The organism is Streptomyces sp. NPDC002144 (assembly GCF_053593695.1).
In genome coordinates this window covers 124,936-146,155 of record NZ_JBSFDB010000013.1, presented here as the reverse complement: position 1 = coordinate 146,155, position 21,220 = coordinate 124,936, and the positions used below count along the sequence as shown (strand labels likewise).

Here is a 21,220-nt window from a genome sequence, read left to right as displayed (position 1 = left end):
GGGGCCACCTGCGCCGTCTGAGAGGTGGGTTCGGGGATGGGTGTCGGCACGGGCGGTGCGGACAGGGCACTGCGGGCACGGGACGTGCGCCGCCCGCCCGCGCCCCGGCACGGTGATCCGGCCGGGCTCGGCATCGACCCGGACGAGCTGCCCGACGGCCTGGTGATCGCCGACGAGCACGGCCGGGTGATCTGCTTCAACGCGGCCGCCGAACGCATCACGGCCACGCCGGCCGAGGACGCCCTGGGACAGCGGCTGGAGAAGGCGCTCCCGTTAGAGGATCTGGAGGGGCGCCGGTGGTGGCAGCTGACCGATCCCTACGGCGGACTGGCCATCCGGCAGCGGCAGCCCGAGCGGAACCTGCTGCTGCCCGGGGGACGTGAGGTCCTCGTCTCCGCCCGCTACGTGCGCGCCGAGCCCACCGGTCCGGTGCGCCGCGTCGTCGTCTCCCTCCGCGACACCGAGGCCCGCCGCCGTACCGAGCGCTCCCACGCGGAGCTGATAGCCACTGTCGCCCACGAGCTGCGCTCGCCGCTCACCTCCGTCAAGGGCTTCACCGCCACGCTGCTGGCCAAGTGGGAACGCTTCACGGACGACCAGAAGCGGCTGATGCTGGAGACCGTCGACGCCGACGCCGACCGGGTCACCCGGCTCATCGCCGAGCTGCTCGACATATCACGCATCGACAGCGGACGGCTTGAGGTCAGGCGCCAGCCGGTCGACATCGGCGCGGCCGTGGGCCGGCACATCCAGGCGTACGTCGCCGCCGGGCAGCCCGCCGACCGGTTCCTGCTGCGGATCGAGCAGCCGCTGCCCGCGCTGTGGGCCGATCCCGACAAGATCGACCAGGTGCTGAGCAACTTGCTGGAAAATGCCGTGCGGCACGGCGAGGGAACCGTCACCATTGACGTCACGGCCACGGAGTCCCCCCGCGAGGACGAGGACACCGGCACGTCGGTCACGGTGACCGACGAGGGGCCCGGCATCCCGGAGGAGTCCATGAACCGCGTCTTCACCCGCTTCTGGCGGGGCAGCAAGCGCGGTGGCACGGGCCTCGGGCTCTACATCGTCAAGGGCATCGTCGAGGCCCACGGCGGCACCATCACCGTCGGCCGCGGCCCCCAGGGCGGCGCCGAGTTCCGATTTACCTTGCCCGTGGCGGCCCCGGCGTACCTCACCTGAGAGCCGGCGAGCGCCCCACGGGCGCATTCGTATACCTGAGGGCCGCTCCCGGACCGAGTGCCCGGGCGCTCGGTCCGGGAGCGGCCCTCCACCCCGTTAGACTCGGCCTTTGGCACCCATGTGTCCCATGGACGGCCCTCTGACCTCTGAGTGAGTCGGTGACGGGGACCTTCAGCCAGCCAACCGGAAGCACGGGAAGAGATGTCGGCACCCAATAAGTCGTACGACCCTGTAGAGGTCGAGGCGTTGAAACCGGAAGAGATCGAGCGCATGCGGGACGAGGCGCTCGCCGCCTTCAGCGCAGCGGACTCCCTCGACGCGCTCCAGGAGGCCAAGGTCGCCCACACCGGGGGCACCTCCCCGCTGGCCCTCGCCAACCGCGAGATCGGCGCCCTGCCCCCGCACGCCAAGGCCGCCGCCGGCAAGCTGGTCGGCCAGGCCCGCGGCGCCGTGAGCAAGGCGCTCGCCGCCCGCCAGGCCGAACTGGAGGCTGAGCGGGACGCGCGTGTGCTGGTCGAGGAGTCGGTGGACGTCACGCTGCCGTACGACCGCGTACCGGCCGGCGCCCGCCACCCCCTGACCACCCTCTCGGAGCGCATCGAGGACGTCTTCGTGGCCATGGGCTACGAGGTCGCCGAGGGCCCGCAGGCCGAGGCCGAGTGGTTCAACTTCGACGCCCTGAACATCGGCCCGGACCACCCGGCCCGCGGCGAGGCCGACACCTTCTTCGTGGCCGGCCCCGAGGGCGGCACCGAGTCCGGTGTCGTGCTGCGCACCCACACCTCGCCCGTGCAGATCCGCTCGCTGCTGGAGCGTGAGCTGCCGGTCTACGTGATCTGCCCCGGTGTCGTCTACCGCACCGACGAGCTGGACGCCACGCACACCCCGGTCTTCCGCCAGGTCGAGCTGCTCGCCGTCGACGAGGGCCTGACCATGGCCGATCTCAAGGGCACCCTGGACCACATGGTCCAGTCGCTGTTCGGCGAGGACATGAAGACCCGGCTGCGACCGAACTTCTTCCCCTTCACCGAGCCGTCCGCCGAGATGGACATGGTGTGCTACGTCTGCCGCGGCGAGTCCGTCGGCAACCCCGACCGGCCCTGCCGCACCTGCTCCAGCGAGGGCTGGATCGAGCTGGGCGGCTGCGGCATGGTCAACCCGCGGGTGCTCACCGCCTGCGGCGTCGACCCGGAGAAGTACAGCGGCTTCGCCTTCGGGTTCGGCATCGAGCGGATGCTGATGTTCCGCCACAACGTCGAGGACATGCGAGACATGGTCGAGGGTGACGTCCGGTTCACTCGGCCGTTCGGGATGGAGATCTGATGCGGGTCCCGCTTTCCTGGCTGCGGGAGTACGTCGACCTGCCGGCCACCGAGACCGGCCGTGACGTCCAGGCCAAGCTCATCGCGGCCGGCCTGGAGGTCGAGACGGTCGAGCAGCTCGGCCACGACCTCAAGGGCCCCCTGGTCGTCGGTCAGGTGCTGACCATCGAGGAGCTGGAGGGCTTCAAGAAGCCGATCCGCTTCTGCACGGTCGACGTCGGGCAGGCCAACGGCACCGGCGAGCCGCAGGAGATCGTCTGCGGCGCCCGCAACTTCGCCGTCGGCGACAAGGTCGTCGTCGTGCTGCCGGGCGCCACCCTCCCGGGCGGCTTCTCGATCTCCGCGCGCAAGACCTACGGCAGGACCTCGCACGGCATGATCTGCTCCAGCGACGAGCTGGGCATGGGCGACGACGGCACGCACGGCATCATCGTGCTGCCGCCGGAGACCGAGGTCGGCAAGGACGCCGTCGAGCTGCTGGAGCTGGTCGACGAGGTCCTGGACATCGCCGTCACCGCCAACCGCGGCGACTGCCTGTCCATCCGCGGTGTCGCCCGCGAGACCGCCATCGCCTACGGCCTGCCGCTGCGCGACCCGGCCCTGATCGACGTGCCCGGCCCGAACGCCTTCGGCTACCCCGTCCAGGTCACCGACCCGATCGGCTGCGACCGCTTCACCGCCCGCACGGTGATCGGTCTCAGCCCCGAGGCCCGCTCGCCGATCTGGCTCCAGCGCCGGCTGCAGAAGGTCGGCATGCGCCCGATCTCGCTCGCCGTCGACGTCACCAACTACGTGATGATGGAGCTCGGCCAGCCCCTGCACGCCTACGACCGGGGGCTGGTCCAGGGCACCATCGGCGTGCGCCGTGCGGAGCCGGGCGAGAAGCTCGTCACCCTGGACGGCGTGGAGCGCAAGCTGGACGCCGAGGACCTGGTCATCACCGACGACCGCGGCCCCATCGGCCTCGCGGGCGTCATGGGCGGCGCGAACACCGAGATCGCCGACCACGACGACGTACAGAACGCCACCACGGACGTGGTGATCGAGGCCGCCCACTTCAACGCGGTGTCGATCGCCCGGACGGCCCGACGCCACAAGCTGTCCTCCGAGGCGTCCCGCCGCTTCGAGCGGGGCGTCGACCCGCAGGCCTCGGCCGCCGCGGCCCAGCGCACGGTCGACCTGCTGGTGCTGCTCGCCGGCGGCACCGCCGAGGCAGGCGTCACCGAGATCACCGCGCCGTCCGCCCCGCACACCATCACCCTCCCGGCCGACCACCCGGACAAGGTGGCCGGAGTCGACTACGGCCGCGAGACCGTCGTACGGCGGCTGCAGGAGGTCGGCTGCGACGTGTACGGGCAGGACGAGCTGATCGTCACCGTGCCGTCCTGGCGGCCCGACCTCTTCGAGGCCAACGACCTCGCCGAGGAGGTCATCCGCCTCGAGGGCTACGAGAACCTGCCCTCCACGCTGCCCAAGCTCCCCTCGGGCCGCGGTCTGACCCACCGCCAGCGACTGCACCGCCGGGTCGGCCGCGCGCTGGCCGGGGCCGGGTACGTCGAGGCGCCGAACTACCCCTTCGTCAGCGAGCAGGTCTTCGACCAGCTGCTGCTGGAGGCGGACGACCCCAACCGCCGGGTCGTGAAGCTGACCAACCCCCTCAGCGACGAGGAGCCCGCGCTGCGGACGTCGCTGCTGCCGGGTCTGCTCGGCGCGCTGCGGCGCAACGTCGGGCGGGGCTCGCACGACCTCGCCCTGTTCGAGACGGGCCTGGTGTTCCACCCGCGCGAGGAGCGGAAGGTGGCCGCCGCGCTGCCGGTGGACCGGCGTCCCACGGACGAGGAGATCGCCGAGCTGAACGCCGCTCTGCCGGTGCAGCCGCGGCACGTGGCCGCCGTGCTCGCCGGTGCGCGGGAGCAGGCCGGCTGGTGGGGCAGGGGCCGGCCGGCGGACTGGGCCGACGCCGTGGAGGCGGCTCGGTCGGTTGCCCGGGAGGCCGGTGCCGAACTGGTCGTGCGCAAGGGGCAGTACGGGCCGTGGCACCCGGGGCGGACCGCCGAGCTGGTGGTGGTCGCCGACGGTGCCGAGAAGGTCGTGGGCCACGCCGGTGAGCTGCACCCGCGAGTCGTGAAGGCCCTCGGGCTGCCCGACCGCACCAGTGCGATGGAACTGGACCTGGACGCGGTGGAGGCGGTCGGCAACGACACGCCTCAGGCGCCGCGCATCTCCACGTTCCCGGTGGCGACGCAGGATGTCGCCCTCGTCGTCGACCAGTTCGTGCCGCATGCCGAGGTGGAGGCCGCGCTGCGGGACGGCGCGGGCGAGCTGTTGGAGTCCGTCCGGCTGTTCGACGTGTACGAGAACGCGGAGCAGTTGGGCGAGGGGCGGAAGTCCCTGGCCTACGCGCTGCGGTTCCGGGCGGCGGACCGGACCCTGACCGTCGATGAGGCGACCGCGGCCCGGGACGCGGCTGTCGCGCTCGCGGGTGAGCGGACCGGGGCGGTGCTGAGGGCTTAGTCGCGCCTCACCTGCATAAATGCGCGCGCCTGACGGATGGTCACTCATTCGGGTGACAATCCCGGGCGATCTGGTCCTCCCGGGCCAGGTGGTCGACAGAATCGGACCGGCCTTTCGAGGCCGGTCCGGTTGTGCTTTCGGGGCCTGTATGGGGGGCCATCGGCATGATTCGCATCAGGGCTGGGGCTTCCCTTTTCCGCAAGCGCTTGCTCGCGTTGGGGCTTCCCCTGGCGTGGGGTGGCGCGGCCGTCACGTACAAGCTGGCCTGCCCGGTCGCCCAGCAGAACGGGCTGGGCGCGCGCATCGTGAGCAGCGCCGTCTTCTTCGCCGTCGGCACCGGGCTCGTCCTCCATGTACGGCACGCGCTACTGCGCGAGTTGAGGGAGGCGCGCATGGTGGCGGGCGCCGCCCAGAGCGTGCTGCTACGGCCGCTGCCGGCGCGGGTGGAGGGGCTGAACGTGGCCGCCGCCCAGCTCTCCGCCGACCGGGGCTCGGCCATCGGCGGTGACCTGTACGAGGTCATCGCCACCGAGCACGGCGTCCGGGTCGTCATGGGGGACGTGCGCGGGCACGGGATCGGCGCCATCGCCACGGCCGCCGCCGTCCTCGGCAGCTTCCGGGAGGCCGTGCACGACGAGCCGGAGCTGGGGGGCGTGCTGCGCAGGCTGGAGCGGGCGCTGGCACGGCACCTGAGAGAGCGGGCCCGTGCCGAGCATCCCTCGGCCGGGGCCGAGCCCGAGCATCCCGTCGCCGAGGAGTTCGTCACCGTACTGCTCCTGGAGATCCGGCCGGACGGCGAGCTGAGCGTCCTCAACTGCGGTCACCCGTGGCCGTATCGGCTCAGTGGACCCCGGGTCGAGCCCCTGGCCCGAGCGGATCCCCTCCCTCCGCTCGGGCCCTTCCCCCTCCCGCCCGAACTGGACACGGAACACTGCGGTCGTCTGCTGCCTGGTGAAACCCTCTTCCTCCACACGGACGGCGCGGAGGACGCACGCGACAGCCGCGGCCGCTTCTTTCCTTTGGGCGAGGTCTTGGCCCAGTGCCTACGGGACGACTCCGTGGCGACTCCCCAGGCAGTACTGGCATCCGCGTTCACTGCACTGCTCCGCCACACGGCGGGGGCTCCCCAGGACGACGTGGCATTGCTCGTACTGACGAACGAACGTCAGCCTCGGCACCCCCAAGGGGCGCGGGGCGATGACATCAGCGGCTCCGCCGCGCGGGCGCGACCAGCCACGGCGCACCCGCAGCCGACAACGCACCTCTGACAACCCCCTGCTTAGTCGTACGGCCAAACCGCCGGCGGCCGTCCGCCCCGCCACGGAGTGTCGGGCAGGCAGCCGGGCGGACGGCATGGATTCGGGCCGCCGCACTGTACGAGGGGGAGCCGGCGGCCCGGCCGGCCTCTTGCGAGGCATTTCAGTCAACCGGGAGGAAACTCTCCGCGACAGTGCGCGTACGCTACGAATTCCTGCACTCCGTTCACACCCCGTGTGAAGCCGCTCGCACTACTCTGTCCGCACCGAGGCTCCCGGGGGGCATCCATGCAGCCCAACACTCTGCTCGACGCGATCCTGGACGAGGCGGGGATCTCGCACGCGGGGCTGGCGGCACACGTCAATCAGGCGGGGCGGGCACGCGGTCTCGCCCTGCGCTACGAACACACGGCTGTGGCCCGGTGGTTGAAGGGACAGCGGCCCCGGGGGCAGGTGCCCGACCTGATCTGCGAGGTGCTCGCCGGCCGGCTGCACCGCCCGGTCACCCTCGACGACATCGGCCTCGGCGTCCCCGGTGAGCCCTCCACCCCGCACGCCACCTCCCTGTCCGGCTTCGTCGAGCGGGCCACCGCGCTGTGGCGCTCCGACGAGCAGCAGCGCCCGCACATCCTGGGCGCACCCGCGGTGACCGGCACGCCCGCGGTCATGCCCGTGTGGGAGTGGGAGAACCCGCCCGAGGACGTCGACGTCTCGCGGGGAGGGCGGCACCGGGTCACCCCGGGCGACCTGGAGATGCTGCGTGCCGCCCGCACGCACTACGAGCAGATGTACCGCAAGGCGGGCGGTATCGCGACCCGCACCCGGATCGTCGGCTTCCTGAACGCCGAGGCCGCGCCGCTGCTGCGGGGCAGCTACACCGACGCCACGGGCCGTCAACTGCACCGGGCCACCGGCGGGTTGGTGGCGATCGCCGGCATCTGCGCGTACGACTCGGACGCGCACGGGCTCGCCCAGCGCTACTTCCACCAGGCCCTGCGGCTGGCGAAGGCCAGCGGGGACCGGGGACTGGGCGCCTATGTGATCGCGCTGCTGGTCAACCAGGCCCTGTTCATGCGCGAGTACCGGCAGGCGGTGGCCTTCGCGGAGGCCGCGCTGCGGGCCGCCGGCAAGCACATCACCCCGGCGCTCGCCTCCGACCTGTACGCGATGCAGGCCAAGGCGTACGCGCACCTCGGTGACGGCACGAGCGCGCTGTCCTGCATCCGGCGTGCGGAGCAGGCCGCCGAACGCATCCGGCGGGGCTACGAACCCGACGAGACCGGCTATGTCCAGCCGGGGCTGGTCAACGTCCAGGTGGCGGAGGCGCTGCTCAGCCTCGGCGAACTCGTGGCGGCGGGGGAGCACGCGGCGGCCGCCGTGGACAACCCGGCCCACGACCGCGGCCGGGTGCACCGGCTCGCCATGCTCAGCACGATCGAGCTGCGCCGGGGCAACGCCGACAAGGCGGTGGCCACCGCCGTGCAGATGGCCGAGCAGGCGCGCGGAATGGAGTCGCAGCGGCTGCGCGACAGACTCCGGGCGGTCCGCGAACACCTGGTGCGCAACGGATGCGCGGGCACCGCCGAGGCCGCCGAACTCATCGACGGTGCGTTGCGCGTGCCGCTGTAGGCCGGTTCCCGAGCACCGCCATCCCACAGTCCCTGCTGCGATATTGCCACTTACTCGACGGAAGGTGGCAGAACCGTGCAGTGGACGAAACAGAACGAACAAACTGTGTACTCAAACCGCTGGTTCAGCGTCAACCTCGCGGATGTCGAGCTGCCGGACGGCCGGCATCTCGACCACTTCCTGATACGGCTGCGGCCGGTGGCCGTGGCGACCGTGGTCAACGAGGCCAACGAGGTCCTCCTGCTGTGGCGCCATCGCTTCATCACCGACAGCTGGGGCTGGGAACTCGCCGCGGGCGTCGTGGAGGACGGGGAGGACATCGCCCGCGCGGCCGCCAGGGAACTGGAGGAGGAGACCGGCTGGCGGCCGGGACCCCTGCACCACCTCATGACGGTGGAACCGTCCAACGGACTCACCGACGCCCGGCACCACATCTACTGGTCGGACGAGGGCGAGTACATCGGACACCCGGTGGACGACTTCGAGTCGGACCGCCGGGAGTGGGTCTCCCTGAAGGTGGTGCCGGACATGGTCGCCCGCGGTGAGGTCCCGGCCGCCAACATGGCGGCCGCCTTACTGCTCCTGCACCACCTCAGGCTCGGGCAGGACACCGTGCGCTGACGTCAGCGCCCCAGTGCCTGCCAGACCGCCACGACGAGGGCCCCCACCGCCGTGACGGCCGCGATCGAGGGCAGCGGCCAGCGGGCGTGTTCCAGGGTGACGAGCCGGGTGTTCAGCTCGTCCAGTTCCTTGGAGGTCTCCTCGGTGCGATGGGTGAGCAGTGCCAGTCCGCCCTCGACACGCGCGTACGCCACGTCGAGGCGGCGTCGTAACTCTGCGAGTTCTCCCTGGACGACCAAATGCTCGGGGTCGGCGGTCACGAACCGCTCCTTTCCTTGCTCGTCTCTCATCAGTTGCATGCGCATGATGAGTCAACTCGCCTGGTGGGCAGGAGGGGAGAGTGTGCGGGCGGCATATGCGGGCCCGGTGCGCACACGGCGTGTGAACGGCGCGGGCCCGGCACTCCGAAAAGTGCCGGGCCCCTGTTCGTCGCACTGTGTGAGCAGCACCCTGGAGCGGGCACTGTGCACCGGGCGGGCGGTCGTCAGCCGTAGGTGTAGAACCCCGAGCCGGTCTTGCGGCCGAGCCGGCCCGCGTCGACCATGCGCTGCAGCAGCGGGGGAGCGGCGTACAGGGGCTCCTTGTACTCCTCGTACATCGAGTTGGCGATGGAGACGATGGTGTCGAGGCCGATCAGGTCGGACAGCTTCAGCGGGCCCATCGGGTGGGCACAGCCCATCTCCATGCCGTTGTCGATGTCCTCGCGGCCTGCGATGCCCGACTCGAACATCCGGATCGCGGAGAGCAGATACGGCACGAGCAGCGCGTTGACCACGAAGCCGGAGCGGTCCTGGGCGCGGATCGCGTGCTTGCCGAGGACCTTCTCGGCGAAGACCTGGGCGCGGCTGAGCGTGCCCTCGGACGTGGTGAGCGCGGGGATCAGCTCGACGAGCTTCTGCACCGGCGCGGGGTTGAAGAAGTGGATGCCGACGATCTGGTCCGGCCGCGAGGTGGCCACCGCCAGCTTCACCAGCGGGATGGAGGAGGTGTTGGAGGCCAGGATCGCGTCGGGCCGGGTCACCACCTGGTCGAGGACCTGGAAGATCTCCGTCTTCACCTGCTCGTTCTCCACGACGGCCTCGATCACCAGATCCCGGTCGGCGAACTCGCCGAGGTCGGTGGTGAAGCTGAGCCGCGCCTGGGTCGTCGCCAGCTCCTCCTCGGTGATCTTGCCGCGCTCCGCCGCCTTGGACAGGGAGTTGAACAGCCGGGTCCGGCCGATCTCCAGGGCCTCACCGGTGGTCTCGGCGACCTTCACATCCAGTCCGGCCCGGGCGCACACCTCGGCGATGCCCGCTCCCATCTGGCCGCAGCCGACCACTCCGACGCGCTCGATGTCGGTCACATCGTCCCCTTCGCTGATCTACGAATCCGGCAGGTCTCCCCGTGGTCCGGTCCCTGCTCCAAACCTGCACGTTACCTCCGGCGATCGTTGATCGATCGTTCGGGTACCGCGTGGCAGTCTGACGCGGGACACGGCCGGGGCCGAGAATCGCGCCCGGACACGCACTTGGGCATCGGGAGGTAGGGGAATGCTGCACCGGAGGACTCGGCTGTCGCGGCGGGCGTTCGCGGTGACGGCCCTGTCGGCACTCGTGGCGGGGGGCGGTGCGATGGCGGCCGGTGCGGCGATGGCGGGCGGCTCGGACACCTCGGACGACTCGGGCCGGCGGAAGGCGTCGGGTCGGATGCGGGGCGTGTGGGTGGCGACCGTGACCAACCGGGACTGGCCGTCCAGGCCGGGCCTGACCGTGGACCGGCAGAAGGCCGAGCTGACCGCGATCCTCGACCGGGCCGTCGAGGACCGCCTCAACGCCGTGATCCTCCAGGTCCGCCCGACGGCCGACGCGCTGTGGCCCTCGCCCTACGAGCCCTGGTCGGACGTCCTCACCGGCACCCAGGGCAAGGCCCCGGGCTGGGACCCGCTGGGCACGGCGGTGAAGGAGGCCCATGCGCGCGGCCTGGAACTCCACGCCTGGTTCAACCCGTACCGCATCGCCAACCACACCGATCCGACGAGGCTGGTCGCCTCGCACCCCGCGCGCAGGCACCCGGACTGGGTGGTGACCTACGGCGGGAAGATGTACTACAACCCCGGACTGCCCCAGGTGCGGGCCTTCGTGGAGGACGCGATCCTCGACGCGGTGCGGAAGTACCCGGTCGACGCCGTCCACTTCGACGACTACTTCTACCCCTACCCGGTGGCCGGCCAGACCTTCGACGACGACGAGGCCTACGACCGCTACGGCGGCGCCTTCTCCGACCGGGCCGCCTGGCGTCGGGACAACATCGACAAGCTGGTGCGCGAGACGGCGGCCAGGATCAGGCGGACCCGCCCCGGCACCCGGTTCGGTATCAGCCCGTTCGGCGTGTGGCGCAACAGCGCCACCGACTCGCGCGGCTCGGACACCAGGGCGGGGGTGCAGACGTACGACGACCTGCACGCGGACACCCGCAAGTGGGTGCGCGAGCACTGGATCGACTACATCTGCCCGCAGATCTACTGGAACATCGGCTTCGCCGCCGCCGACTACGCCAAGCTCGTGCCCTGGTGGGCGGAGGTGGCCAAGGGAACGCCGACGCAGCTGTACATCGGCGAGGCGCTCTACAAGGCCGGTGACCCGGCCCAGCCCGCCGCCTGGCAGGACCCCGCCGAACTGTCCCGGCACCTCACCCTGGCCGCGAAGTACCCACAGGTCCGCGGGCATGCCTTCTTCGCCGCCGGGGACGTGGCGAGGGACCGGATCGGCGCGATGGCACGGGTGGTCGCCGACCACTACCGGCGGCCGGCGAGACCCCCGCGCTGAACCGGCGGATCAGCGTTGTGTTTCCCTGTGGCGGATCTCGGTGTCCGGGCCGGGGGAGCAGATGCCCGTGTGCCCGTCCTCGAAGCGGACGCGGTACGGGGGATTGCCCTCCTGGCCCAGGATCTCGACGATCTCGCCGACCTTGTCGTGCTGGCCTACCACCCTGCCGTGCTGGACAAGCTGGTCGCCCACGGTTGCACGCATCTGTAGGGCCTCCTCACCAATTGCGGGAGCAGCGGTCCGTGGCCTTGAGTCTACGGCGCGGGGGCCTCCTGGGAAGCGGGCCGAACGTCCTCAACCCCGCGCCCGCTGGGTGACGGCGATGCACACCAGTACCGCCGCGGCCGTCAGCGGGGCGGCCACCGTCAGGTGCTCGCCCAGCAGCAGCACCGACCACACCAGTGTGAGCAGGGGCTGGGCAAGCTGCAACTGGCTCGCCCTGGGGATGCCGATGGCCGCCATGCCCCGGTACCAGACGACCAGACCGAGGAACTGCGAGCCCGCCGCCACCCACAGCAGCCCGGCCACGCTGTGCGCGGTCAGGTGCGCGGGTTCGTACGACAGGGCAACCGCCGCGGCCGGCACGGCGGCCGGCAGACACAGCACCAGAGCCCAGCCGATCACCTGCCAGCCCGGCATCACCCGGGCCAGCCGGCCGCCCTCGGTGTACCCGGCCGCGCACACCAACAGGGCGGCGAACAGATAGAGATCGGCGGCCGTCAGCGCCCCGCCGCTCTGCTGCACGGTGAACGTGACGACCGCGGCGGCGCCCGCGAGCGCCGCCGCCCAGAAGGTGCGCGAGGGCCGGCTGCCCATGCGCAGCGCGGACAGCAGCGCGGTCGTCAGCGGCAGCAGCCCGACCACGACGGCCGCGTGCGCGGTGGTGGACGTCCGCAGCGCGAGCGTGGTCAGCAGTGGGAACCCGACCACCACTCCCGCGGCGACCACCGCGAGCCCCGCCCAGTGCCGCCGCTGCGGCACCGGCACCGGCAGGACCAGCAGACACCCGCCCGCGATGACCGCGGCCAGCACACACCGCACCGCGACCAGCGCCCAGGGCCCGAACCCCTCCAGTCCCCAGGCGGTGGCCGGGAAGGTGAGCGAGAAGGCGGTGACGCCGAGGGCGGCCTGGAGGGTTCCCCCGGTGCCCGGCGCCTTCGAGGGGAGGGCGACCGGGGGGTCGACTGCTATCCGTGTGGCCGCAGTAGCGCTACTCTGTGCTCTCATGCAAGAGCGTAGCAGTGTCGGAGAACTGGCGAATCTGCTGAAGCGGGAACTCGACCGCTATCCATCCGGTGGAAAGCTCCCGTCGAGCCGTGCCCTGGTCGAGCGGTTCCGGGTCAGCCCGGTGACCGTCTCCCGCGCCCTCGCCCAGCTCGCCGCGGAGGGCCTGGTCGTCACCCGGCCCGGCGCCGGCGCCTACCGCGCCGAGCCGCGCGCCGCCACCGCTCCCGCCGGAGACACCTCCTGGCAGGAGGTCGCCCTGAGCGCGGACGGCGCCGCCGACCTCGTACCGCGCACGGTGGACGCCTCCGGCGTGGTGGTGTCCCTCGCCGCGCCGCCGCCCGGCGTCATCGAGTTCAACGGCGGCTATCTGCATCCCTCCCTGCAGCCGGAGCGGGCGATGGCGGCCGCCCTGGCGCGTGCGGGACGCCGGCCCGGGGCCTGGGGGCGGCCACCGATGGAGGGACTGCCGGAACTGCGCGAGTGGTTCGCGCGCGGCCTCGGCGGCGGGGTCACCGCGGCGGAGGTGCTGATCACGGCGGGCGGCCAGTCCGCGCTGACGACGGCCCTGCGCGCCCTCGCCCCGCCGGGAGCGCCGGTGCTCGTCGAATCACCCACCTACCCGGGCATGTTGGCGATCGCCCGGTCGGCCGGCCTGCGCCCGGTACCGGTCCCCGTGGACCCCGACGGCGTCCGGCCGTCCCTCCTCGCCGACGCCTTCCGCGCGACCGGCGCCCGTGTCCTCGTCTGCCAGCCCCTGTTCCAGAACCCGACCGGCGCGGTCCTCGCCCCCGGCCGCCGGGCCGAGGTGCTGGGCATCGCGCGCGCGGCCGGCGCCTTCGTCGTGGAGGACGACTTCGTACGACGGCTCGTGCACGAGGACGCCGGACCGCTGCCGAGCCCGCTCGTCGCCGACGACCCCGACGGAGTCGTCGTCCACGTCGGCTCGCTGACCAAGGCGACCTCGCCGAGCTTCCGGGTCAGCGCGCTCGCCGCCCGCGGCCCGGTCCTCGAACGCCTGCGCGCCATCCAGGTCGTCGACACCTTCTTCGTCCCCCGACCGCTCCAGGAAGCGGCCCTCGAACTCGTCGGCTCGCCGGCCTGGCCCCGCCATCTCCGCGCGATCTCGGCGCAGTTGAAGACCCGCCGGGACGCCATGACCGCGGCCCTCCGCCTCGACCTGCCCGAACTCGCCCTGCCGCACATCCCCTCCGGCGGCTACCACCTCTGGCTGCGCCTGCCCGACGGCAGCGACGACGGCGCGCTGACCTCGGCCGCCCTGCGCGCGGGCGTCGCCATCACCCCCGGCCGCCCCTACTTCAGCGCCGAACCCCCGGCCGCCCACGTCCGGTTGAGCTTCGCCGCGGTCGCGGGGACGGGGGAGATCACCGAAGGGGTACGGCGCCTGCGCACGGCCTGCGACGAAGTGCTGGGATAACCGTTCGACGCCGGCCGCCGCGTCCTGCGAGCATCCCGCCATGAACGACGCCCCGAGCCTTCCCGACGGCTACGAGATATCCACCGACCCCGACCGTCTCGACGCCGACCGGGTGCACCGGTGGCTGTCCACCGACGCGTACTGGGCGAAGGGCCGCCCGCGTGAGAAGCACGATCAGGCGGTCGCCTCGTCGCTCAACTTCGGAGTGTATGACCTGGTTTCGGGTGATCAGGTGGCTTATGCCCGGGTCGTCACCGACCGGGCGACCTTCGCCTGGCTGTGCGACGTCTACGTCGACCGGTCCGTGCGCGGCAAGGACATCGGTACGGCGATGGTGGGCGCCGTACGCGACCACCTGCTGCCCTTCGGGCTGCGGCGCATCCTGCTCGCCACGGCCGACGCGCACGGCGTTTACGCCAAGCTCGGTTTCGAGCCGCTCGCCCGGCCCGGCATCTGGATGGCGCTGGTCCTGGAGTGAAATGTCCGCCAGGTCCTGACCTTGAAGTAAGTTCTCGGCCACCCTGGGTCACTCGCGCGCAACAGCCCTTGACCTGCGCACTCTCGCGACTCACCATCGCCGCATGCAACTTCGGGTCACGTTCGTCGCCGCCGCGCGCAGCTCCCCGCTGCTCGCGGAGCGCTTCGAGGACGACCGGCCGCTCGACCAGGCCGGGTGGGACGAGGTGCTGCGCGTCGCCCCGGACCTGATCCCCCTGGCGGCGGCCGAGCTGCGCTACTGCTCGCCCACGCCCCGCAGCCGCGCCACCGGCGACGCCCTCGGGTACGCCCCCCTGGTGCAGCTGGCGCTGCGCGACTGCGACATGGGCCGCTGGCGGGGGCTGACCCTCGGCGAGGCGATGGCCCGCGAGCCGGAGGCGGTGGACGCCTGGCTCGCCGACCCGCGTGCCGTCCCGCACGGAGGCGAGTCGCTGGTGGAGTTCATCTCCCGGGTGGGCAACTGGCTCGACACCCGGCCCGTCGACGACGGCGGGCGGATCGTCGCCGTGGCCGAGCCGTCCGTCATCCGGGCCGCCCTGGTGTACGCGCTGAAGGCGCCGCCGTCCACGTACTGGAACATCGACGTCCGCCCCCTGTCGACGACCACCGTCACCGGCCACGCCGGGCGCTGGAACCTCCGCTTCGACGGGGTGCCGGCTCAGCCGACCCGGGCGTAGTCGGTCGTCAGCAGGAGGTCCTTGGCCGGACCGCCCACCCGCCACACCGTCCGCCAGTGGTCCGCGTCCCAAACGGTGAACTCGCCGCGGTAGAGATCGGCCGCGCAGGGGTGGTCGGCCACATGCCGGCCGGTGCTGAGATCCATGTGGTGGAAGGGCCGCCCGTCACCGAAGCGGACATCGGCCGTCCCCGGCGCGCTCCCCGGCAGGAAACGCAGAGTCCGCTCGGCGGGCCGCGCGACCCCCTGCCAGACGAACGTACCGGCCTCGACGTACAGCAGCCCACCGCCCTCCAGCGGACTGAACGCGGTACCCCCTTCGAAGCGCCCCTGGTCCCCGCCGGCGAGATCACGCACGACACGATCCACCCGCCACCGCCCCGCCAGATACCCCAGCACGTCCGCCACGGGCCAGAACTCCCGCATCAGCGACCCTTCTTCCAGCGCCGGCCGCGCAACCGGTCCGGCGATTCGACGGCATCCCCACGCTCCGCCTGTGCCCGGAGTTCGTAGTGCGAGGCGTGGCCGGTGGCCCGGAAGGCCTCCTCGTACGCCGCCAGTGCCCCGCCCAGCCCGCCGCCGGCGGAGCCACGCCTGTGGATCAGACGGGCGAACCCGGCGAAGGACGCCATGACGAGCCCCAGGCAGCCGACCACGACGAGATAGGGCATCAGCGCATCCATACCCCTGACCCTACGCTCCTCGCATCAGCCCCTCGGCCGGACATCTCCCTGCGAATTCATCATTAAATTACGCGCCGGGAAATTGCTGTTTCCCGGCCGTTAACCGACCCATACGTAAACCCGGAGGGGCATTCGGAATCGGCTTGATTTCTTTCCGCGTACGGAACAACCGATCGCATTCATGGACCGTCTAAGCCGTCGAATCGATAACCCGCGGGGAGTACCAAGGAATGAGCCGCTCGACCCTGTCCAAAGCCGTTTCGGGCGGCCGCTTCAGGACCAGGGGGGCTGCCGCGCTGCTCGCGGCGGTCCTCACCACCGCCGTGTTCTGCGCGGCCGACGCGGCGGCCCGCAGCTACCCCTTCGGACCCCGCACCCGCGACGTCAACGACCTCGGCAACCAGTACGTACCCTTCCACGCCCACCTGTGGGACCTGCTGCACGGCAAGGCCGACGGCGGCCTCTTCGTCAACTGGCAGTCCGGCTTCGGCTCCAGCTTCCTGCCCGACCTCGGCACCTACCTCAGCAGCCCGTTCGCCCTGCTCGTCGGCGTCTTCCCACGGCACGAGATCGACCTCGCGGTGTACGTGATCACCGTGCTGAAAACGGCCACCGCCGGCGCCGCCATGGCCTGGCTGCTGCTGAGCCTGCGCTCCGGGCGCTGGTGGGGGGCGGGGCTGCTGGGCGCCTCGTACGGGCTGTGCGGCTGGAGCGTGGCCGTCGCCTCGTACAACCCGATGTGGCTCGACGGCCTCATCGCGCTGCCGCTGTTCTGCCTGGTCGGCGAGTGGACGCTGCGGCGCCGGCGGCCGCTGCTCGGCGTGCTGGTGGTGACGGAGGCGTGGATCGCCAACTTCTACACCGCCTACATGGCCACCCTCGCCGCCGGTCTGGTGCTGCTGCTCAGGCTGTGGCAGTCCGACCTCTCGCGCAGGCAGCGGCTGCGGGCCGCAGGCCGCGCCGCCGCCACCGTCGCGTTGGGCGTGGGCCTGGCCGCCCCGCTGGTGACGGTCATCTACTTCGGCACCAAGCACGCCTACCCGGGCCGCGTCGTGCACTTCACGCCCGTGTCGACGGAGGACCTGCTGGCGCGGCTGCTGCCGACGACGTACACCTTCGGCAGTCCCGCGCTCTACGCGGGCACCGCGGCCCTTCTGCTCGCCCTCGCCCTGCCCTTCCACCGGGCGGTCCCGGTGCGGGTGCGCGTCGCCTGGACGGCACTGGTCGTCGTGGTGACGCTGTCGCTGCAGTGGGAGCCGACCCATCTGGTCTGGCACGCCTTCGCCACCCCGCAGGGCAGCCCGTACCGGCAGGCGTTCGTGCTGTGCGGCCTGGTGGTGGTCGCCGCCTGGCACGCGCTGTCGTACGGGCCGCCGGACTGGCGTGCCCTGGGCGCGGCGACCGGCCTGCTGGCGCTGATCACCGCCGTCGCCAGCCGCAGTGCCCTGGTGCAGCACCTCACCTGGGTGGTGCTGTCACTCGCCGTCGTCGGCGCGCTGGGCGGACTGGTGCTGCTGCGGCTCGCGGACACCGCCTCCGACACGACCGCCAGGCGCGGACTCCGTACCGCGTTCACCGTCCTCGCGGTGGCCCTGCTGTTCGGCGGCCAGTTCGGGGAGGCCATGGCCACCTCCGCCGACGCCTCCCGGCAGCGGCTGCGGCACATGGACAACTACGCGCCCTGGGGTCAGCGGCAGGAGCGGCAGTCGGAGCTGATCGCGCAGACGGACGACTGGCCGGCGTACCGCACCGACGCGGGCCGCGAGCAGACCGTCGCCAACGATCCGATGCTGGTCGGCGGCCAGGGCGCCCAGTACTACAGCAGCCTCACCTCGAACGTCCTCAGCCGCACGCTCACCGCTCTCGGCGGCGGCTGGACCTCCCGCGGCCGCAGCCTGCAGAGCCTCGACAACGCCGTGACCGACGCGATCTTCTCGATCGGCGCCCGGGTGCAGTCACCGCCCGACCCGCACCAGGACTGGTTCCCGCAGGACGGCACCGCACCGACCGTCTCCCGGGAGGCCGTACCGCCGCTGGTGACGGTACGGCCCTCCGCTGCGGCCGCCGGCGGCTTCGGCGAGTCGCCGTACCGCAACCAGGAGCTGCTGCTGGGCTCCCGCGTCTACACCGTCCCCCCGATCACCCTGCGGGACGACGCCGGGCAGCCGGTCCAGGGCGGCCGGGTGGGCTCCGGGAACGCCGCGAAGAAGCCGGTGATCACGGCTCGCTGCCCGGCCGGCGGCCAGGCCTACCTCTGGGCCCCCCGCTTCTCCGGCACCGCGCGGCTGGGCGAGGACACCGCACGCTTCCGCTCGCTCCACCCCCGCAACCGCGCCGCCATGGAGCCGCTCGGCCAGGTCCCCTCGTCCGGGCGGCTGCGCATCACCCTGACCCCCAACCGCCCCGGTCTCGTCCCGGACGGCGCCGTGGGCTGCCTGGACACCGGGCGGCTGCGCTCCGCCGTCGACCATCTCAAGGCCACCGGCGCCACCCGGGTCACCGTCTCCGACGGCACGATCCACGCGGAACTCCCCGCGGGCAGCAAGGGAACCGCCGTGGTCGCGGCGCCCCGCATCGCGGGCTGGCGCTGTGCGGCGGGCGGCGGCGACGCCCAGCCGGCCAAGGAGTTCCACGGTCTGATCGCCGTCCCGCTCGACGGCGAATCGACCAGCCTCACCTGCACCTTCCGTCCGCCCGGGCTGCGGCTCGGCACGGTCGTCGGGGCGGCCTCGCTGCTGACCCTGGCCCTGCTCGGCGTCCTCACCGCCGTCCGCCGACGGCGTACCCCCGAGCCCTCCTCGTCCGCCACGATCCGGCCGCGCGAGCGCGTGTCCGGCGCACTCTGACCCGCACTCAGGGGGAAAACCCATGCTCATATCGATCGTCGCGCCCTGCTACAACGAGGAAGACGTCATAGAACGCTTCCACGAGGCGGTCCAGAAGGTCGCGGAGGACCTGCTGCCGCTCGGCCACGACATGGAGTTCGTGTACGTCGACGACGGCAGCCGCGACCGCACGCTCCTGGTCCTGGAGAAGCTGGCCGACCTCGACGCCCGGGTGCGGTACGTGTCCTTCAGCCGTAACTTCGGCAAGGAGGCGGCCCTGCTCGCCGGTCTGCGCCACGCCTCCGGCGACTGCGTGGTCGTCATGGACTCCGACCTCCAGCACCCGCCGGAGCTCATCAAGCGCATGATCGAGCTGCACGCCGAGGGCTACGACCAGGTCATCGCCCGCCGCACCCGCACCGGAGACCGCTTCACCCGCACCCTCACCGCGCGCCTGTACTACCGGCTCGTGAACCGCCTCGTGGACGTCGAACTCAAGGACGGCGTGGGCGACTTCCGGCTGCTGTCGCGGCGCGTGGTGGACGCGGTCGTGGACCTCACCGAGTACAACCGCTTCTCCAAGGGCCTGTTCGCCTGGGTCGGCTTCCCCAGCACCACCTTCGACTACGAGAACGCCGTCCGCGAGGCCGGCCGCAGCTCCTGGAGCATGCGCAGCCTGCTCAACTACGGCCTGGACGGACTGATCTCCTTCAACAACCGTCCGCTGCGCGCCGCCCTGCACCTCGGCTTCGCCCTGCTGCTGTGCGCGGCCGCGTACACCGCGTGGATCGTGGGCGCCGCCATCATCAACGGCGTGTCGACGCCCGGCTATGTCACCATCATCACGGCCCTCACCGGACTGGCCGGAGTACAGATGATCATGCTGGGCGTGATCGGGGAGTACACCGGGCGGATCTACTACGAGGTCAAGGGACGTCCGCACTTCCTGGTGAAGGCGACCAATGTGAAACGAGCGAAAGACCTCATTCCGTGATCTCTCGGCAGATGCTGACCTTCGCCGTCATAGGCGTGGTGAACACCGGCACTTACTACGGTTTTTACCTGCTGTTCCTCCCGCGTTTCCCTTATCTTGTCGCCCATATTCTGGCGACCGCGCTCAGCATGGTCGGCTCCTTTTTCCTGAACGCGAGGTTCACCTACCGGACGCGGCCCACCTGGCGGAAATTCCTGCTGTTCCCCCTCACCAACGCCGCGAACTTCGTGGTCACCACGGTGGGGGTCTACGTGCTCGTCGACCTCCTGGGGCTCGGCAGCCGGTACGCCCCGCTGATCGCCTCCATGGCGGCGATCCCGATCACCTTCGTCGTCTCGCGCTGGATCATGCTGCCGAAGGCGGAGAACGCCCTGGTGGAGGCGGAGCCCACGCGGATTGCATAAACGTGCAGCGAAACGTATAGTCATGCCATCCAGGAGGAGGATGACATGGCGGTACGTGCGGCGGTGGCCGGGGCGAGCGGATACGCGGGCGGAGAGCTCCTGCGTCTGCTGCTCACGCACCCCGAGGTCGAGATCGGCGCCCTGACCGGCAACTCCAACGCCGGCCAGACGCTCGGCGCGCTCCAGCCGCACCTGCTGCCGCTGGCCGGCCGGGTGCTCGAGGAGACCACCGCCGACGTCCTCGCCGGCCACGACGTCGTCTTCCTCGCCCTGCCCCACGGCCAGTCCGCCGCCGTCGCCGAACAGCTCGGCCCGGACGTCCTGGTCGTGGACATGGGCGCCGACTTCCGGCTGCAGGACCCGGCCGACTGGGAGCGGTTCTACGGCTCCGCGCACGCCGGGACCTGGCCCTACGGCCTCCCCGAACTGCCGGGTGCCCGCGCCGCGCTCGCGGGGTCCAAGCGCATCGCGGTACCCGGTTGCTACCCGACGGCCGCCTCGCTGGCCCTCTTCCCGGCCTACGCCGCCGCCCTCGCCGAGAACGAGGCCGTGATCGTCGCCGCCTCCGGCACCTCCGGCGCGGGTAAGACGCCCAAGCCGCATCTGCTGGGCAGTGAGGTCATGGGCTCCATGTCGCCGTACGGCGTCGGCGGCGGCCACCGGCACACCCCGGAGATCGTCCAGAACCTCAGCGCGGCCGCGGGGGAGCGGGTCTCCGTCTCCTTCACCCCGACCCTCGCGCCGATGTCCCGCGGCATCCTCGCCACGTGCAGCGCCAAGGCGGTCGCCGGAGCGACGGCGGAATCCGTCCGCGCCGCCTACGAGAAGGCCTACGCCGACGAGCCCTTCGTCCACCTGCTGCCCGAGGGCCAGTGGCCGGCCACGGCGTCCGTCCACGGTTCCAACGCCGTTCAGGTGCAGGTCGCGTACGACGAGGCCGCCGGCCGCATCATCGCGATCAGCGCCATCGACAACCTGACCAAGGGCACCGCGGGCGGTGCCGTCCAGAGCATGAACCTCGCCCTCGGGCTCGACGAGACGACGGGTCTTTCCACGATCGGAGTCGCACCGTGAGCGACGCACGTGCAGCCACCGGGCTGCAGGCAACGACGAAAGCCGCACCTCTGCGCCGCACGGGCGGAGAAGC

20 protein-coding genes are annotated in these 21,220 nt (G+C 71.7%); 14 read left to right on the top strand and 6 right to left on the bottom strand.

Annotated features, from left to right (window positions below):
• Nucleotides 1–36 precede the first annotated feature (36 nt).
• The 6 genes from ACWCQ1_RS21305 (at nucleotide 37) to ACWCQ1_RS21280 (ending at nucleotide 8,524) form a co-directional block, all read left to right on the top strand.
• Nucleotides 37–1,182 (top strand): sensor histidine kinase, encoded by a 1,146-nt coding sequence (locus tag ACWCQ1_RS21305; protein WP_133044974.1) that lies wholly within the window; start codon nucleotides 37–39, stop codon nucleotides 1,180–1,182.
• Between the two features lie 201 nt (nucleotides 1,183–1,383).
• Nucleotides 1,384–2,505 (top strand): phenylalanine--tRNA ligase subunit alpha, encoded by a 1,122-nt coding sequence (pheS, locus tag ACWCQ1_RS21300; RefSeq protein WP_133044973.1) that lies wholly within the window; start codon nucleotides 1,384–1,386, stop codon nucleotides 2,503–2,505.
• Nucleotides 2,505–5,018: a phenylalanine--tRNA ligase subunit beta gene (gene pheT / locus ACWCQ1_RS21295; protein ID WP_451027105.1), complete on the top strand. Its 2,514-nt coding sequence runs from the start codon at nucleotides 2,505–2,507 to the stop codon at nucleotides 5,016–5,018. The genes pheS and pheT overlap by 1 nt, the downstream gene beginning before the upstream one ends.
• Nucleotides 5,019–5,182: 164 nt before the next feature.
• Nucleotides 5,183–6,286, top strand: coding sequence for a PP2C family protein-serine/threonine phosphatase (locus ACWCQ1_RS21290; protein WP_358604366.1), 1,104 nt, complete (start codon nucleotides 5,183–5,185; stop codon nucleotides 6,284–6,286).
• Nucleotides 6,287–6,562: 276 nt separating this feature from the next.
• Nucleotides 6,563–7,903: a transcriptional regulator gene (locus ACWCQ1_RS21285; RefSeq protein ID WP_133044970.1), complete on the top strand. Its 1,341-nt coding sequence runs from the start codon at nucleotides 6,563–6,565 to the stop codon at nucleotides 7,901–7,903.
• 75 nt (nucleotides 7,904–7,978) lie between these two features.
• A complete protein-coding gene (locus ACWCQ1_RS21280; RefSeq protein WP_133044969.1) occupies nucleotides 7,979–8,524 on the top strand; it encodes an NUDIX hydrolase in 546 nt (181 codons plus the stop codon).
• A 2-nt stretch (nucleotides 8,525–8,526) separates the two neighbouring features.
• On the opposite strand, the gene ACWCQ1_RS21275 is transcribed toward ACWCQ1_RS21280, so the two are convergent.
• The gene (locus ACWCQ1_RS21275; protein ID WP_133044968.1) at nucleotides 8,527–8,784 is read right to left on the bottom strand and encodes a hypothetical protein; all 258 of its coding nucleotides are present in this window, start codon (nucleotides 8,782–8,784) and stop codon (nucleotides 8,527–8,529) included.
• A gap of 224 nt (nucleotides 8,785–9,008) precedes the next feature.
• Nucleotides 9,009–9,869, bottom strand: coding sequence for a 3-hydroxybutyryl-CoA dehydrogenase (locus tag ACWCQ1_RS21270; RefSeq protein ID WP_133044967.1), 861 nt, complete (start codon nucleotides 9,867–9,869; stop codon nucleotides 9,009–9,011).
• A gap of 187 nt (nucleotides 9,870–10,056) precedes the next feature.
• Here ACWCQ1_RS21270 and ACWCQ1_RS21265 point away from each other — a divergent pair, with 187 nt between their 5' ends.
• A complete protein-coding gene (locus tag ACWCQ1_RS21265; protein ID WP_451027104.1) occupies nucleotides 10,057–11,331 on the top strand; it encodes a glycoside hydrolase family 10 protein in 1,275 nt (424 codons plus the stop codon).
• Nucleotides 11,332–11,340: 9 nt separating this feature from the next.
• On the opposite strand, the gene ACWCQ1_RS21260 is transcribed toward ACWCQ1_RS21265, so the two are convergent.
• Nucleotides 11,341–11,535, bottom strand: coding sequence for a DUF1918 domain-containing protein (locus tag ACWCQ1_RS21260; RefSeq protein WP_133044965.1), 195 nt, complete (start codon nucleotides 11,533–11,535; stop codon nucleotides 11,341–11,343).
• Nucleotides 11,536–11,625: 90 nt separating this feature from the next.
• Nucleotides 11,626–12,558, bottom strand: coding sequence for a DMT family transporter (locus ACWCQ1_RS21255; protein WP_451027103.1), 933 nt, complete (start codon nucleotides 12,556–12,558; stop codon nucleotides 11,626–11,628).
• Between ACWCQ1_RS21255 and ACWCQ1_RS21250 the strand changes: the two genes are divergently transcribed.
• The 3 genes from ACWCQ1_RS21250 to ACWCQ1_RS21240 all read left to right on the top strand — a co-directional run bounded on the left by ACWCQ1_RS21250 (nucleotide 12,557) and on the right by ACWCQ1_RS21240 (nucleotide 15,168).
• On the top strand, nucleotides 12,557–13,993 hold the full coding sequence (locus ACWCQ1_RS21250; protein WP_358607978.1) for an aminotransferase-like domain-containing protein: 1,437 nt from the start codon (nucleotides 12,557–12,559) through the stop codon (nucleotides 13,991–13,993). The two genes, ACWCQ1_RS21255 and ACWCQ1_RS21250, sit on opposite strands and share 2 nt — an antisense overlap.
• A 40-nt stretch (nucleotides 13,994–14,033) precedes the next feature.
• Nucleotides 14,034–14,471, top strand: coding sequence for a GNAT family N-acetyltransferase (locus ACWCQ1_RS21245; RefSeq protein ID WP_451027102.1), 438 nt, complete (start codon nucleotides 14,034–14,036; stop codon nucleotides 14,469–14,471).
• Between the two features lie 103 nt (nucleotides 14,472–14,574).
• Complete coding sequence (locus ACWCQ1_RS21240) at nucleotides 14,575–15,168, top strand: histidine phosphatase family protein (RefSeq protein WP_133044961.1); 594 nt, start codon at nucleotides 14,575–14,577, stop codon at nucleotides 15,166–15,168.
• On the opposite strand, the gene ACWCQ1_RS21235 is transcribed toward ACWCQ1_RS21240, so the two are convergent.
• Together ACWCQ1_RS21235 and ACWCQ1_RS21230 are read right to left on the bottom strand one after the other, a co-directional pair.
• Nucleotides 15,150–15,593, bottom strand: a complete 444-nt coding sequence (locus ACWCQ1_RS21235) for a DUF6314 family protein (protein WP_451027101.1) — start codon at nucleotides 15,591–15,593, stop codon at nucleotides 15,150–15,152. The genes ACWCQ1_RS21240 and ACWCQ1_RS21235 overlap by 19 nt on opposite strands.
• Entirely contained in the window at nucleotides 15,593–15,850 is a 258-nt protein-coding gene (locus ACWCQ1_RS21230) for a hypothetical protein (protein ID WP_358607982.1), read from the bottom strand. Before ACWCQ1_RS21230 ends, ACWCQ1_RS21235 begins: the two co-directional genes overlap by 1 nt.
• Before the next feature lie 230 nt (nucleotides 15,851–16,080).
• Here ACWCQ1_RS21230 and ACWCQ1_RS21225 point away from each other — a divergent pair, with 230 nt between their 5' ends.
• From ACWCQ1_RS21225 to argC, 4 genes are read left to right on the top strand one after another with little or no spacing between them, the layout of a single operon-like run.
• Entirely contained in the window at nucleotides 16,081–18,696 is a 2,616-nt protein-coding gene (locus tag ACWCQ1_RS21225; RefSeq protein ID WP_451027100.1) for a YfhO family protein, read from the top strand.
• A 22-nt stretch (nucleotides 18,697–18,718) separates the two neighbouring features.
• Nucleotides 18,719–19,669, top strand: a complete 951-nt coding sequence (locus tag ACWCQ1_RS21220) for a glycosyltransferase family 2 protein (RefSeq protein WP_358607988.1) — start codon at nucleotides 18,719–18,721, stop codon at nucleotides 19,667–19,669.
• A gap of 11 nt (nucleotides 19,670–19,680) precedes the next feature.
• Nucleotides 19,681–20,073, top strand: coding sequence for a GtrA family protein (locus ACWCQ1_RS21215; RefSeq protein WP_133044956.1), 393 nt, complete (start codon nucleotides 19,681–19,683; stop codon nucleotides 20,071–20,073).
• Between the two features lie 45 nt (nucleotides 20,074–20,118).
• The gene (gene argC / locus ACWCQ1_RS21210) at nucleotides 20,119–21,147 is read left to right on the top strand and encodes an N-acetyl-gamma-glutamyl-phosphate reductase (protein WP_358607578.1); all 1,029 of its coding nucleotides are present in this window, start codon (nucleotides 20,119–20,121) and stop codon (nucleotides 21,145–21,147) included.
• Nucleotides 21,148–21,220: the final 73 nt, after the last annotated feature.